The 15,669-nt window shown below is 71.2% G+C and carries 5 protein-coding genes; 1 reads left to right on the forward strand and 4 read right to left on the reverse strand.

What is annotated here, in order from left to right; all coding sequences use genetic code 11:
- Positions 1-86 precede the first annotated feature (86 nt).
- From WMF14_RS12675 to WMF14_RS12690, 4 genes are all read right to left on the reverse strand, one after another.
- Positions 87-6,056, reverse strand: coding sequence for an AAA family ATPase (locus WMF14_RS12675; RefSeq protein ID WP_437801206.1), 5,970 nt, complete (start codon positions 6,054-6,056; stop codon positions 87-89).
- Between the two features lie 295 nt (positions 6,057-6,351).
- Positions 6,352-12,171, reverse strand: a complete 5,820-nt coding sequence (locus WMF14_RS12680) for an AAA family ATPase (protein ID WP_437801208.1) — start codon at positions 12,169-12,171, stop codon at positions 6,352-6,354.
- A 119-nt stretch (positions 12,172-12,290) separates the two neighbouring features.
- Positions 12,291-12,569 (reverse strand): hypothetical protein, encoded by a 279-nt coding sequence (locus tag WMF14_RS12685; RefSeq protein WP_437801210.1) that lies wholly within the window; start codon positions 12,567-12,569, stop codon positions 12,291-12,293.
- 52 nt (positions 12,570-12,621) lie between these two features.
- Entirely contained in the window at positions 12,622-12,888 is a 267-nt protein-coding gene (locus WMF14_RS12690) for a hypothetical protein (RefSeq protein WP_272103018.1), read from the reverse strand.
- A gap of 315 nt (positions 12,889-13,203) precedes the next feature.
- Here WMF14_RS12690 and WMF14_RS12695 point away from each other — a divergent pair, with 315 nt between their 5' ends.
- Positions 13,204-15,585 (forward strand): glycoside hydrolase family 9 protein, encoded by a 2,382-nt coding sequence (locus WMF14_RS12695; RefSeq protein WP_437801212.1) that lies wholly within the window; start codon positions 13,204-13,206, stop codon positions 15,583-15,585.
- Positions 15,586-15,669 lie beyond the last annotated feature (84 nt).

Consider the following 15,669-nt stretch of genomic DNA (forward strand, 5'->3'; position numbering starts at 1 on the left):
GGCTCTGAGGTTCTGTTCATCGGAGACGATGGCAACGTAGCGCCTGCGTGAACCGGTCGCGACAATCTTCTAACACGTCCCCTCCACTAAAATTTTTCGCCTGGGCGCGCCCGCCATTGCCGTCTTTCGGGCTGCGCGGTCGGGGGAGCTGCCGTGATGCCGTATCGGAGCTGCGCCTGGAGCAGACCGCGGAGCCGCTTGACCTGGAAGCTTCGGGCCACCGCGCGCACCTGCCCGCTCCACGCTCCGAGCTGCTGGTCGGCTTCCTCGAGCCGATCGAGCTCGTTCAGCACCTGGGAGACGAGCCCTCTGTTGGCCAGCTCGACGAGCCGCGCCAGCTCCTGGGCCCGTGGGGCGGGGAGCGTGCAGAGCTCCTCGTCGGTCATCGAGGGCATGGTCACGGCCGCGCCCTGCCCCGCTCGGCGCTGCCACTCGAGCTGGAGCGTGCCTCGGAGCAGCTCCAGGAACGCGCCGGCCTGCACCGGCTTGGGCAGAAAGTCGTCGCATCCCGCGCTCAGGCTCTCGTGCCGCTCGACCTCCGAGGTGCTGGCGGACGAGGCGATGATCGCGGTTCGGGCGAGCTCGGGCCTTTGCCGCAAGCGCCGTGTCGCCTCGTACCCGTCCATGCCCGGCATGGCCAGGTCCATCACGATGACGTCCGGCGTCCGGTCGAGGGCCAGCGCGAGCGCGCGCTCGCCGCCGTCGGCCTCCAGCAGCTCGAAGCCGAGCGGCTCCAGCAAGTCGCGCAGCAGCGCGCGGTTCTCGGCGTCGTCGTCCACCACGAGGATCGTGCGGCGCTCGCCCTCGTACCCGATGATCGCCTCCCACGACTGCCCCGCGCTCCCCTGGGGCGCGGTCGCCTCGAGCAGCCGGAGCGTCGCGGTGAAGACCGTGCCTCGGCCGAGCTGGCTATCGACCTCGATGCTGCCGCCCAGCCGCTCGATGAGCTTCTTCGTGATCGCCAGCCCTAGCCCTGTGCCCTCGGCGTGCCGCTTCTCGTCGCCGACCTGCTCGAAGGCCTCGAAGATGCGCCCGAGGTGCTCGGGGGCGATGCCGGGGCCGGTGTCCTCGACCTGGAAGCGCACCGTGCGCCATCGCTCTTCCGGCGGCTCCAGCACCTCGACGCGCAACGTCACCCCGCCCTGCTCGGTGAACTTGATGGCATTGCCCAGCAGGTTGAGCAGCACCTGCATCAGGCGCTTCTCGTCGGCGCGCACCCCCAGCCGCTCGGGGCCGACACGCTCGTAAGCGAACGAGAGACCCTTCTCCACGGCGCGCACCCGGCAGAGGTTGGCCACGGTCCGAAGGAGCGTGGGCAGGTCGACCGCGGTCGGGCGCACGTCCATCTTGCCGGCCTCGATCTTGGCCAGATCGAGCACGTCGTTGATGAGCCCGAGCAGGTGCGTGCCGGCGGTGTGGATGATGCGGGCCGAGTCGGCGGCTTTGGCGGGCAGGTCGGTCATCCGGCCGAGCAGCTGGGCATAGCCGAGGACGCTGTTGAGCGGCGTGCGCAGCTCGTGGCTCATGCTGGACAGGAACTCGCTCTTGGCGCGGCTGGCGTGGTCGGCCGTCTGCTTCGCGGCTTCCAGCTCGGCGGTGCGCTGCTCCACCTCGCGCGCCAGCCGCTCGCTGTAGGCCGAGAGCTCGGTATAGAACGTGGCATTCTCCACGGCCGTGGCCGCCAGCGCCCCGAGCAGCGTGACCAGCTCGACGCGCGCCTCGGGGAAGGCGTCCTGCACGCGCGGGTGCTCCAGGTACATCACCCCGGAGAGGCGCCCCTGGTGCACAAGCGGTACGGCGAGCACCGAGCCGGGCCGGTGGGCGAGCAGGTAGGGGTCCTCGTCGAAGCGGCTGTCGCTCGCCGCCTGCCCGAGCACCACCGGCTCCTTGCTGCGCGCGACGTACTGCACCAGCGTCGCCGGCAGCCGCGTCGAGCCGGCGACGGGCTCGTTGAGCGCCAGCTTGACCTGCCGGGGATTGACGGTGAGCAGCGCGGCGATGACGAGCTCACCGCCCTGCATGAGGGCGAGCACGGCGCGCTCGGCGCCGGAGTGCTCGGCGAGCAGGCGGAGCATGCGGCCGACGAGCGAGCCGAGGTTTCGGTCGCCGGAGAGCGCCTGCGCGGCGCGCAGCGCGGAGGCGATGTCCAGGTAGGCATGGAGCGTGCGGTCGGTGATGGTTGTGCTCGTCGGCAGGGACGCCCCGTCCGGCGGCTCGCCCTCCGACGTGCCGGCCGCAAGGGCCGGGCGGCCCGAGGCCGCGATGCTGTCCGGGTAGCGCTGAACGAGCTGCGCGGCGGCGGCGAGCGCGCCCCAGCGCAGGTAGGCGTCGTGCGCGGCCGACAGATAGGCGCGGGCCAGGGCGCGCTGTCCGCGGGCGAGGCGGTGCTCGCCCGCCAGGCGCAGGCCGAGCGCCTCCGCGTCGATCAGGCCGTCATCGCGGGCCTGCTCGATGGTCCGATCGTACAGCCGCTCGGCCTCCTCGTGCTCTTCCCGGGCGCGGGCGAGGCCCGCCTCCATCAACAGGCGCATGGCCTCGAAGGTCTCGGGGCAGCTCTCGGCCCAGAGGGAGAGGCGCGCGCCGTGGAAGGCCAGCCGGTCCTCGAGCAGCGCGCGCTGCTCGGCGGAGGCGGTGGGGAGGGCATGCGCCCCGGCGACGCAGAGCGTGAAGGTGAAGGCGAGGAGCGGGGGGGTGCCCCACGACGCCTGCCAGTCCGGCTCGATGGCGAGGGCCGCCTCGATCGCCCGCGTGTCGGCGCCAAGGTGGAGCCCGGTAAAGCCCGCCATCGTACCGGCGTAGAAAAGCTGCGGTTTCACGCCCCGCACGTGCCGCGCGAGTTCCTCGAGCGTCTGCTCGACGGCATGCGCGGCCTGGGCCTGCGAGAGCGCGTCGACCGAACGGGCGAGAATGTCTCGAAACGCCGTGGCCATCAGGTCGCGGCAGGACATGCGGTCGAAGTCGCGCGCGACGCGATCGAGGTCGGCTCCAGTGAACAGCCGGAGCATCACCCCACAGAGCTCGCTGTAGGCCTCATAGGACAGATCGCGCTCCTCGGCGGCGGTGCGCGCCGCGCGCGCGAACAGCTCCCCCACCTTCGAAGGCGGCGTCCAGTACATGGAGGCCAGTGCGCCGCTGAGGAGCGCGACGGCGCGCGAGACGTCGTGCTGATCGATGAACGCAAGCATGGCCTCGGTCAGCCGGCGCCCCAAAGGCACCTTCCCCAGGGCGTACGAAAGGAGCAAGGCCGTGTTCGCGACCCCCGCGAACGAGCTCTTCGTCAGTCCGTGCCGCAGCGTCTCCCGCACGATCATCGGCCGGCAGCACCGGCTCAGCGAGGGCATCCAGAAGGCGGCGCAGGTCCCCAGCACCTCCAGGAGCGTGCACCGCAGCGCGTGGGCGCGGTCGGTGCTCATCGGCAGAGCCTTCCAGTCCTCGACGGTCATGCGCTCCACCGCGGGCTCGATCTCGGCGATGATCGCGCCGAGCAGCGCCTGCTGGTCCTCCGGGGTCCTCGGCAGCGGGCGCCCGAGCCACGCCATCGCCGAAAGGCCAAGTTCGATGCCCTGCGCAAAGCGGCCGACGGTATGAAGACAGCCAATGAAGATGCTGGCCACGCGCGCGCGCTCGATCGGTTCCCGCGCTCGTTCGATACAGCGCAGAAAAAGCCGCTCCGCTTCGTCGATCTGCGCCGCGAGCCAGAGGGCCTCGGCCATGACCAGGTGCACCTCGAACGTCGTCTCCGGCGCCTCGGTCCACCCCTCCTCGCCCAGCAGCGACGCGGCCGTCCCGAGGAACGCCACGGCCTGCGCGTAGGCCGCGCTGGCGTTGGCCCGCTGCCCCGCGCGCAGGTTCTGCTCGGCCAGATCGCGCTTTTCCTCGGCCTCGGTCAGCCGCTCGACGCCCCGGTTGCGGTGGTAGAGCGTCGCGAACAGCTCCCCGTCGGCGCACGCGAAGCCGTACTTCGCCCGCAGCGCTCGGCCGATCGATAGGTGCAACGCCAGCCGCTGCTCCGCCGTCAGCACCTCGTAGGCGGCCTGCTGCACCCGGTCGTGCACGAAGGCGTAGGCCTCGTGCTCCCGCTCGCCCGCGTGCACCAAGAGCCCCTCGCGCGCCGCCTCCGCCAGCAGGGCGCTGACCGTCTCCGCCTGCTGCCCCAAGAGATGCGCCAAAAGCTCTCCGTCGAACCGGTCGCCGACGCACGCCGCCGTCTGCAGCGCCCGCTGCAACTCGGGCGACAGCCGCTCTAGCCGGCGGGTCAGCAGCGAGACCACGTTGTCCGTGATCCCTCCCCGCTCGATCGCCTCTCGCTGCCATTGCCACCGCCCCGTCTCCGCGTCGCGCGAAAGCAGCTTCCGCTCGTGCAAGAGCTGCAGAAACTGCCCGACGAAGAAGGGGCTGCCGTCGGTCTTGTCCTTGACCAGCCGCGATAGCTCCTCCACCTCGGCCCCGGGCCGATCGAGCATGTCCGCCACCATCGCCGCGACCGCCTCCGCGCCGAGCGGCGAAAGCGCGATCCGCCCGGTCATGGCGCCCGGAGCTGCGGAGGCATCCAGCCGCGCGTTCAGCGGCTGCTCGGGGCCCACCGCCTCGTCCCGGTAGGCGCCCACGACCAGCAGGTGCTGGCCCGCAGGCCCCTTCAGCAGCTCGCCCAAGAGCGAAAGCGACGCCGGATCCGCCCACTGCAGGTCATCGATGAACAGCACCAGCGGGTGCTCAGCCGTGGCCAGCGTCCGCACGAAGCGCAGCACCGTCGTCTGGAAGCGGAGCTTGGCCTCCATCGGCCCGAGCTCGACCAGCGGCCTGGGCTCGCCCAGGATGTGCACAAGCTCGGGCATGAGCTCGACCAGGATCTGCCCGTTCGGCCCCGCGGCCTCTTGCCAGGCTTGCCTCCAGCGCTCCAGCACCTCGGCCGGGTCCGAGAGCCGCCGCCGCACCACCGACCGCAGCGCCTGCGCCAGCGCCGCGTACGGCGTGCTGCGCTGCAGCTGGTCGAACTTGCCGCTGGCGAAGATCCCCCGCCGCGCGCGCACCTGGCCCTGCAGCGCCTGCACCAGCGCCGACTTGCCCACGCCCGACGGCCCCGCCACGAGGGCCAGCACCGTCGCGCCGCGGCACGCCTCGTCGAACAGCGCCGCGAGCGCGGCGCTCTCGCGTTCCCGACCGAACAGGCGCGAGGGCGCGCGGACCCGGTCGTCCCAATCGCGCTTGGCCAGCGGAAACGGCGCCACCGTCCCGGTCTCGACCCACGCCCGCGCCGCCCGCTCCAGATCCCAGGCTGCGCCGTCGGCGGTCTGGTAGCGGTGCTCGGGGCTCTTGGCCATCAGCTTGAGCACGATCGCGCTCACGGCCTCGGGGATGCTCCGCTCAGGCGCGCGCTCGTGCGGAGGCACGGGCGCCCGGGCGATGTGCGCGTGGATCAACTCCAGCGCGTCGGTCGCGTCGAAGGGCAGCGCGCCGGTCAGCACCTGGTAGAGCGTGGCGCCCAGCGCGTACAGGTCCGCCCGCGCGTCCAGGGCTCGGTTCATCCGGCCCGTCTGCTCGGGCGCCATATACGCCAGCGTCCCCGAGATTGCCTCCACCGACGTCTGCGCGGCGAGCTCGGGAGTCCAAAAGGTCGCGAGCCCGAAGTCGATCAAGCACGTGTGCGTCCGCTCGGCGTCGACCAGCACGTTGTGCGGCTTGATATCGCGGTGCAAGAGGCCGCGCCGGTGCACCTCGCCCAGGCTGCGCGCGAGCGCGGCGCCCAGGCGCAGCGCGACCCCGAGCGGCAGCGGGCCCTGGTCGAGCACGCGGGCGAGCGAGGTGTCGCCCCAGGCCTCCAGCACGAGCACCGGCTTGCGGTCGTGCTCTTCGAGGCCGAGCGCCCGGATGACCCCGGGGACATCGAGCGCGCGCAGCACGGCGTGCTCGTGCTTGAGCTGCTCCCGCGCGCGCGGGCTCGGCGGCTCGCCATGCGGCAGCTTGAGCACCACCTTGCCGCCCGTCTTGGCGTGGGTGGCTCGCACGATGCACATGTCCGCTCCGGAGTGCAGGACCTCGCCGAGAACGTACTCCATGGGGCATAATTCTCGCTCATGAGCTGACGAGCGTCATGCCCCATCGTGTACGAGCTCGCTCGTGCCATCCCTAAAAAAAGCTCGTTGGGCTCGCCCGCACAGCACGGGGAAGAGAGGGGGAGGAAAGCAAAACGATTCGAGGATATGAAGGGCGAATCATCGTACCCGTCGTACGTGCTCCCCTTGCCGAACTCCCCCCTCGCGGGCTGCACGTTGTAGAGGTACTGGATGTGCGACCCATTGCCGTCGAGCTGCTGGTAGTCCCTGGCCGCGTGAGCGGACTCCAGAGGTGCGGTCAGGGGAGCTGCCGTGACACGCTCGCGACCTGTGCCCGGAGCAGGGCGCGGAGCCGCTTGATCTGGAAGCTCCGCGCCACCGCGCGCACCTGCTCGATCCACGCTCCGAGCCGCGGATCGGCCTCTTCGAGCCGACCGAGCTCGTTCAGCACCCCGGAGACGTGCCCTTGGTCGGCCAGATCGAGGAGCCGCGAAAGCTCCTCTGCCGATGGGGGGGTGAGCAGGCCGATCTCCGCATCGGTCATGGGGGGAGGGGTCACGGCCGCGCCCGGCCCTGCTTGGCGCTTCCACTCGATCTGGAGCGTCGCTCGGAGCAGCTCCAAGAGTGCGCCGGCCTGCACCGGCTTGGGCAGAAAGTCGTCGCATCCGGCGCTGAGGCTCGTTTGTCGCTCGGCCTCCGAGATGCTGGCGGACGAGGCGATGATCGCGACTCGGGCGAGCTCGGGCCGTTGCCGCAAGCGCCGTGTCGCCTCGCAGCCGTCCATGCCCGGCATGGCCAGGTCCAACACGATCACGTCCGGTGTTCGCTCGACGGCCAGCGCGAGCGCGCGCTCGCCGCTGTCGGCCTCCAGCAGCTCGAAGCCCAGCGGCTCTAGCAAGTCGCGCAAGAGCGCGCGGTTCTCGGCCTTGTCGTCCACCACGAGGATCGTGCGGCGCTCGCCCTCGTACCCGAGGATCGCCTCCCACGACAGCCCCGCGCTGGCCTTGGCCGCGGCCACCTCGAGCAGCCGGAGCGTCACCGTGAAGACCGAGCCGTGGCCGAGCTGGCTTTTGGCCTCGATGCTGCCGCCCATCCGCTCGACGAGCCTCTTCGTGATCGCCAGCCCGAGGCCCGTGCCCTCGGCGTGCCGCCTTTCGTCACCGACCTGCTCGAAGGCCTCGAAGATGCGCCCCAGGTGCTCGGGGGCGATCCCGGGGCCGGTGTCCTCGACCTGGAAGCGCACCGTGCGCCCTCGCTCTTCCGGCGGCTCCAGCACCTCGACGCGCAACGTCACCCCGCCCTGCTCGGTGAACTTGATGGCGTTGCCCAGCAGGTTGAGCAGCACCTGCATGAGGCGTTTCTCGTCGGCGCGCACCACCAGCCGCTCGGGGCCGACACGCTCGTAAGCGAACGAGAGACCCTTCTCCACGGCGCGCACCCGGCAGAGGTTGGCCACGGTCCGGAGGAGCGTGGGCAGGTCGACCGCGGTCGGGTGCAGGTCCATCTTGCCGGCCTCGATCTTGGCCAGATCGAGCACGTCGTTGATGAGGCTGAGCAGGTGCGTGCCGGCGGTGTGGATGATGCGGGCCGAGTCGGCGGCCTTGGCGGGCAGATCGGTCATCCGGCCGAGCAGCTGGGCATAGCCGAGGATGCTGTTGAGCGGGGTGCGCAGCTCGTGGCTCATGCTGGATACGAACTCGCTCTTGGCGCGGTTGGCGTTGTCGGCCGCCTCCTTGGCGGCCTCAAGCTCGCCGGTGCGCTGCGCCACCTCGCGCTCCAGCCGCTCGTTGTACGCGGACAGCTCGGTGTAGAACGTGGCGTTCTCCACCGCCGTCGCCGCCAGCGCGCCGAGGAGCGTCACCAGCTCGACGCGGGCTTGGGGGAAGGCGTCCTCCACGCGCGGGTGCTCCAGGTACATCACCCCGGACAGGCGCCCCTGGTGCACAAGCGGTACGGCGAGCACCGAGCCGGGCCGGTGGGCGAGCAGGTAGGGGTCCTCGTCGAAGCGGCTGTCGCTCGCCGCCTGCCCGAGCACCACCGGCTCCTTGCTGCGCGCGACGTACTGCACCAGCGTCGCCGGCAGCCGCGTCGAGCCGGCGACGGGCTCGTCGAGCGCCAGCTTGACCTGCCGGGGATTGACGGTGAGCAGCGCGGCGATGACGAGCTCGCCGCCCTGCATGAGGGCGAGCACGGCGCGCTCGGCGCCGGAGTACTCGGCGAGCAGGCGGAGCATGCGGCCGACGAGCGAGCCGAGGTTTCGGTCGCCGGAGAGCGCCTGCGCGGCGCGCAGCGCGGAGGCGATGTCCAGGTACGCGTGGAGCGTGCGGTCGGTGATGATCGTGCTCGTCGGCGCGGACGCCCCCTCCGGCGGCTCGTCCGCGGCGAGCGCCGGGCGGCCCGGAGCCGCGATGCTGTCCGGGTAGCGCCGTGCGAGCCGCGCGGCCGCCGCGCGTGCCCCCCAGCGCAGGTAGGCGTCGTGCGCGGCCGAGAGATAGGCGCGGGCCAGCGCGCGGTGCCCGCGGGCGAGGCGGTGCTCGCCGGCCAAGCGCAAGCCGAGCGCCTCCGTGCTGACCAGATCCTGGTCGCGGGCGTGCTCGATGGCCTGGTCGTACAGCCGCCCGGCCTCCTCGTGCTCTTCCCGGGCGCGAGCGCGGCCCGCCTCCATCAGCAGGCGCGCGGCCTCGAAGCTCTCGGGGCAACCCTGGGCCCAGAGGGAGAGGCGCGCGCCGTGAAAGGCCAGCCGATCCTCGATCAGCGCGCGCCGCTCGGCGGTGGCGGTGGGGAGGGCGTGCGCTCCGGCGACGCAGAGCGCGGACGTCAGGGCGATGAGCATGGGAGTTCCCCACGAGACCTGCCACTCCGGCTCGACGGCGAGGACCGCCTCGACCGCCCACGCGTCAGCGCCGAAATGGACCCCGGTCCACCCCGCCAGGGCCATCGTGGCGGTCAGGAGCGCCATCGCTGTCGCGTCCCGCGCGGGTCGCGCGATCTCCGCGAGCGTCCGCTCGACGGCGCGCGCGGCCTGGGCCTGCGAGAGCGCGGCGACCGAGCGGGCGATGATGTTCCGGAAGTCCATGGCCATCGGGTCGCGGTAGGCCATGCGGTCGAGGTCGCGCGCGACGCGATCGAGGTCACCTCCGGCGATCAGCTGGAACATCGCCCCCTGGATCTCGCTGAACGCCTCGGCGACAGGGTCGCGCTCCTCGGCGGCGGTGCGCGCCGCGTGCGCGTACAGCTCCCTCATCTTCGGAGGCGGCGTCCAGTACATGGCGGCCACCGTGGCGTTGAAGCGCGCGGTGGCGCGCGCGACGTCGTACCGATCGATGAGCGCCAGCATGGGCTCGTTCAGCTGGCGCGCCAGAGGCAGCTTCCCCAGGAGGTAGGCCAGGAGCAAGGCCGTGCACACGCAGCCCGCGAACGAGCTCTTCGTCAGCCCGTACCGCAGCGTCTCCAGCACGATCATCGGCCAGCAGCACCGGCTCAGCGAGGACATCCAGAAGGCGGCGCAGGGCCCCAGCACCTCCAGGATCTTGCACCGCAGCGCGTGGGCGCGGTCGGCGCTCATCGGCAGCGCCTCCCAGTCCTCGACGGTCATGCGATGCAGGGCGGGCTCGATCTCGGTGATGAGCGCGTCGAACAGCGCCTGCTGCTCCTCCGGGGTCCTCGGCAGCGGCCGCCCGAGCCACGCCATCGCCGAGAGGCCGAGCTCGATGGCCTGCGCCGAGCGGCCTGTGACATGGAGAAACACGATCGAGACGCTGGCCACGCGCGCGCGCTCGAGCGGGTCCCGCGATCGCTCCAGGCAGCGCTGAAAGAGCCGCTCCGCTTCGTCGACCTGCTCCGCGAGCCAGAGGGCCTCGGCCATGACCAGGTGCACCTCGAAGGTCGTCTCCGGGGCCTCGGTCCACCCCTCCTCGCCCAGCAGCGACGCCGCCGTCCCGAGGAACGCCGCGGCCTGCGCGTAGGCCGCGCTGGCGTTGGCCCGCTGCCCCGCGCGCAGGTTCTGCTCCGAAAGATCGCGCTTTTCCTGGGCGTCCGTCAGCCGCTCGGCGGCCCGGTTGCGGTGGTAGAGCGTCGCGAACAGCTCCCCATCGGCGCACGCGACGCCGTGCCGAGCCCGCAGCGCTCGGCCGATCCGCAGGTGCAGCGACAGCCGCTGCTCTGCCGTGAGCGCCTCGTAGGCGGCCTGCTGGACCCGGTCGTGCACGAAGGCGTAGGCCTCGTGCCCGCGCTCGGCCTCGTGCACCAAGAGCCCCTCGCGCGCCGCCTCCGCCAAAAGGGCGCTGACCGTCTCCGCCTCTTGCCCCGAAAGGTGCGCCAAGAGCTCGGCGTCGAACCGGTCGCCGACGCACGCCGCCGTCTGCAGCGCGCGCTTCAGCTCGGGCGACAGCAGCTCTAGCCTGCGGGTCAGCAGCGCAACGACGTTGTCCGTGATCCCCGCCCGCTCGATCGCCTCTCGCTGCCATCGCCATCGCCCCGTCTCCGCGTCGCGCGAAAGCACCTTCCGCTCGTGCAAGAGCTGCAGAGACTGCCCGACGAAGAACGGGCTGCCCTCTGTCTTGTCCTTGACCAGCCGCGAGAGCTCCTCCACCTCGGCCGCGGGCCGATCGAGCATGTCCGCCACCATCGCCGCGACCGCCTCCGCGCCGAGCGGCGAAAGCGCGATCCGTCCGGTCACGGCGCCCGGGGCCGCGGAGGCCGAGAGCAGCGCGTTCAACGGGTGCTCCGGGCTCACCGCCTCGTCCCGGTACGCCCCCACCACGAGCAGGTGCTGGCCCGCAGGCTCCTTCAGCAGCTCGCCCAGGAGCGCCAGCGACGCCGCGTCCGCCCACTGCAGGTCATCGATGAACAGCACCAGCGGGTGCTCGGCCGTGGCCAGCGTCCGCACGAAGCGCAGCACCGTCGTCTGGAAGCGGAGCTTGGCCTCCATCGGCCCGAGCTCGACCAGCGGCTTCGGCTCGCCCAGGATGTGCACAAGCTCGGGCATGAGCTCGACGAGGATCTGCCCGTTCGGCCCCGCGGCTCCCTGAAAGGCCTGCCTCCAGCGCTCGAGCACCTCGGCCGGATCCGCCAGCCGCCGCCGCACCACCGACCGCAGCGCCATCGCCAGCGCCGCGTGCGGCGTGCTGCGCTGCAGCTGGTCGAACTTGCCGGCGGCGAAGATCCCCCGCCGCGCGCGCACCTGGCCCTGCAGCGCCTGCACCAGCGCCGACTTGCCCACGCCCGAGGGCCCTGCCACCAGCGCCAGGACCGTCGCGCCGCCGCACGCCTGGTCGAACAGCGCCTCGAGCGCGGCGCCCTCGCGCTCCCGGCCGAACAGGCGCGAGGGCGCTCGGACCCGATCGTCCCAGTCGCGCCTCGCCAGCGGAAACGGCGCCACGGTTCCCGTCTCGACCCAGGCCCGCGCCGCCCGCTCCAGATCCCAGGCCGCGCCGCTCGCCGTCTGGTAGCGGTCCTCGGGGCTCTTGGCCAGCAGCTTGAGCACGATCGCGCTCGCGGCCTCGGGGATGTTTCGCTCGGGCGCGCGCTCGTGCGGGGGCACGGGCGCCTGGGCGATGTGCGCGTGGATCAGCTCCAGCGCGTCGGTCGCGTCGAAGGGCAGCGCGCCGGTCAGCAGCTGGTAGAGCGTGGCGCCCAGCGCATACAGGTCCGCCCGGGCGTCCGGCGCTCGGTTCATCCGGCCCGTCTGCTCGGGCGCCATGTACGCCAGCGTTCCGGAGACCGCCTCCGGCGACCTCTGCGCGGCGAGCCGGGGCGCGCAAGAGGTCGCGAGCCCGACGTCGATCAAGCAGGCGCGCGTCCGCTCGGCGTCGACCAGGACGTTGTGCGGCTTGATGTCGCGGTGGAGGACGCCGCGCCGGTGCACCTCGCCCAGGCTGCGCGCGAGCGCGGCGCCCAGGCGCAGCGCGCCCCCCACCGGCAGCGGGCCCTGGTCGAGCACGCGCGCCAGCGAGGTATCGCCCCAGGGCTCCAGCACGAGGACAGGCTTCGCGAGCGCGCGCGGACTCGGCGGCTCGCCGCAGAGAGCTTTCTGCATCGCTGGCGCGCAGCTCTTGGACTCGGCCGCTCGAGCGACGCACGTATCCGCCTGCAGGACCTCCCCCGTAACGTGGTCCATGTTTCATTCTCGACGATGCGATGGCGCTTGTCACTCGTTATCGTGAATGAGCTCGATCGCACGCGCTGGTTTCTATGGTGCCTCGCGTTGCGTTCTCGCCTCCAGCACGCAGCGAGGGATCACGCGGCGTCGTCGAGAGGCTCTATATCGTCGGGTACGCCGGCCGGGACGCTGCCTGCCAGCACGAACCAGCGGCTGTCGCGGGCGAGCGCGTCGAGCTCGTCCACGAGGCGCGAGAGCGCCGCCTCTGGCACGACGAGGCCCGGTAGGTTGATGTCGGTGATCCTCGGGCCCTCCGGGCCCAGGCGGTCGACCACCTCGATGTCGACCCAGCTCCCGTCGGGCAGGCGCAGGCAGCGGTCCTCGATGCCGCGCTCGCCGCCCCTGCTCCGAGCCACAGCGCTCCCGCTCCGGGGCGGGAGCGCTCGCCGGCGTGCGCCCCGAGAGGGCTCAGGCCGTCTCGAGGAACTTGCGCACCTGGGACTCGATCGCGCTGCCGGGCACGATGAAGGGCTTGTCCGTGATGTCCACGGAGAAGCTCTGAGCCGAGACGGCATACGTCCCCTTCACGGTCCCCGCCGGCGTCGGCACCGAGAAGTCGCCCTTGCCCTCGTTGCCCGTGAACTTGCCGCCGGCCTTCTCGATCGCCGCCTTGGCCTTCGCGACGATGTCTTGAGAGGAACCGCTGAAGGGGACTGAGAAGCTGTGCTTTGCCATGTCGTCTCCTGGGGTGCTCGATCGCCATCCTGGTACGGCGCGAGGTGCGGCGGAGGTTAGTGCGGCCTCGCCACGGGTACCAGCGCGAACTTGCTGGGCCTTCCGCGCGCCGCAGATCGCGCGGAATCGCTGCGCGCCGCAGGGCCGCGCGGGATGGCGGGTGATGGCAGGCTGCGCATCGCTGGCTGGCGAACGTCGACGGGACGGCCGCCGCGACGCCTCGAACCCGCGCGTCCGTAAGGATTGCGCTTGACAAGACGGACAGAATCGCCGCTTTCTATGCGCCGATTGCTCCCAGTCGTGAACCGAGGACTTATGAAGGACCTTTTTCTCAAGCAGTCGATCCTCCGCCGAGCGGGGCGGGTGTCCGCGCTCGCGCTCGCGCTCGGGCTGAGCGCTGGATGCGTTGTCACGCAGGGCCCCGGAGCGGGGGCCGCCCCTCCCGCCGGCGCGAGCCCCGACGCGAGCGCCTCGGGGGGCTCCGAGCCCGCGCGGACCAACCTGCTCAAGGCATCCGACTTCGACGACAACAAGAGCCTGCCCTGGAACACCTCGTTCACCGCGCCTGGCGCGGGCAGCGCCGAGGTGAAGAAGGGGGCCTATTGCGTCACGGTGACGAACAAGGGGTCAAACAACTGGGATGCCCAGTTCCGCCACCGGGAGATGGTGATCCAGAAGGGGCACAGCTACACCATCCAGTACAAGGCGTGGGCGTCCTCGCCCACGAAGGCGCGCCCGAAGGTCGGCATGTCGGGGCCGCCTTACGAGGAGTACTGGTCGGACACCGTGATCCTCGGGACCGAGCCCAAGACCTTCTCCGGCAAGTTCACGATGGGGAAGGCCGATGACGCCACGGCGGAGCTCGCGTTCCACATCGGCGGCGCCATGGCGTCGGCCAAGGAGCCGTTCGAGGTCTGCATCGACGACATCCGCCTGGACGACCCGCAGTTCAAGGCCGCCGCGCCCGTGACCGAGTCGGCGGCGCCGAAGGTCGCCGTGAACCAGGTCGGGTATCTACCCGGCGCCATCAAGATCGCCAGCGTGAACAGCGCGGCGACAGCGCCGGTCGCGTGGGAGCTGCTCGACGCCTCCGGCAAGCCGGTTGCCCACGGTCAGACCAAGGTCTTCGGAAAGGACGGCGCCTCCGGCGATCACGTCCACCTCGTCGACTTCACGGCCGTCAAGGCGCCGGGCCAGGGCTACGTGCTCAAGGTGGGGGAGGAGAAGAGCTTCCCGTTCGACATCGGAACGGGCCTTTACCAGAAGCTCAAGTACGACGCGCTCGCGTATTTCTACCACAACCGGAGCGGCATCGAGATCAAGATGCCGTTCGCCGGCAAGCCCGAGCTGGCGCGCCCGGCGGGGCACCTCAGCGACAAGAGCACGCGCTGCCTGAAGGACAGCGGCTGCGACTATGCGCTCGACGCGTCCCGCGGCTGGTACGACGCCGGCGACCACGGCAAGTACGTGGTCAACGGCGGCATCTCGGTGTGGACGCTGCTCAACTGGTACGAGCGCACGAAGCACCTCGGCGCCTCGAGCGCCGACTTCGCGGACGGCAAGCTCAACATCCCCGAGGGCAAGAACGGCGTGCCCGACATCCTCGACGAGGCGCGCTGGGAGCTCGAGTTCCTGATGGGCATGCAGGTGCCGGAAGGCAAGCCGCTCGCCGGCATGGTCCACCACAAGATGCATGACGAGTCGTGGACGGGCGTCGGCCTCGCGCCGCACGAGGACAAGCTGGCGCGCTTCCTCCACAAGCCGAGCACCGCGGCGACGCTCAACGTCGCGGCCACGGGGGCGCAGTGCGCGCGCATCTGGAAGACGGTGGACGCGGCGTTCTCGGCGAAGTGCCTGAAGGCCGCCGAGCGCGCCTGGGCGGCGGCGAAGCAGAACCCGGCCCTCTACGCGCCGCCCGGCGGCGACAAGGGCGGCGGGCCCTACGACGACACCGACGTCAAGGACGAGTTCTACTGGGCGGCGGCGGAGCTCTTCGTCACGACGGGGAAGCCGGAGTACAAGAAGTTCCTTCAGGACTCGCCGCTCAACGCGCGGTTCCCGACGGAGGTCGAAGGGGGCGCGGCGTCGATGAACTGGCGGGTCACCGACGCGCTTGGCCAGATCTCGATGGCGATCGTGCCCGGCCACGTGGACGCGGCGTGGCAGAAGGAGATCCGCGGCCGCATCGCGAAGGCGGCCGACCAGTACCTCGCCATCGCCGACAAGGAGGGGTACCGGACGCTCATCGCTCGGACGCATGAAGGCAAGTACGACTGGGGCTCGAACTCGGGCCTGCTGAACAACATGCTCGTGGTGGCGCTCGCCCACGACTTCACCAAGCAGCCGAAGTACCTCGACGGCGTGGTGCTGGGCATGGACTACATCCTCGGGCGCAACCCGCTCGGGCAGTCGTACGTGACCGGCTACGGCGACAAGCCGCTCGAGAACCCGCACCACCGGTTCTGGGCGCACCAGGCGAACAGCAAGTACCCGAAGGCGCCGCCCGGCGCCGTCTCCGGCGGGCCGAACTCCTCGCTCCAGGATCCTTATGCCCAGAGCGCCGGCCTCAAGGGGTGCGTCCCGCAGCGGTGCTTCGTGGACAACATCGAGGCCTGGAGCCTGAACGAGATCACGATCAACTGGAATGCGCCGTTCGCGTGGGTGACCGGCTTCCTCGACGAGAAGGCGAAGCCGTAGCCGCGCTGGCCGAAGGCGGGGTCTTTTGAGCCGCCAAGGACGCCACGGACGCCAAGTGAGATACAAAAATCTTGGCGTCTTGTG

The sequence above is a fragment of the Sorangium sp. So ce693 genome (assembly GCF_051521375.1).
In the GTDB taxonomy this organism is placed as follows: Bacteria; Myxococcota_A; Polyangia; order Polyangiales; family Polyangiaceae; genus Sorangium; species Sorangium atrum.

What these genes read in the sequence shown, in the direction of transcription:
- WMF14_RS12690 (WP_272103018.1), bottom strand. Translation starts at nt 12,888, where the DNA reads ATGGCAAAGCACAGCTTCTCAGTCCCCTTCAGCGGTTCCTCTCAAGAC.
- WMF14_RS12695 (WP_437801212.1), top strand. Translation starts at nt 13,204, where the DNA reads ATGAAGGACCTTTTTCTCAAGCAGTCGATCCTCCGCCGAGCGGGGCGG.
- WMF14_RS12680 (WP_437801208.1), bottom strand. Translation starts at nt 12,171, where the DNA reads ATGGACCACGTTACGGGGGAGGTCCTGCAGGCGGATACGTGCGTCGCT.
- WMF14_RS12675 (WP_437801206.1), bottom strand. Translation starts at nt 6,056, where the DNA reads ATGGAGTACGTTCTCGGCGAGGTCCTGCACTCCGGAGCGGACATGTGC.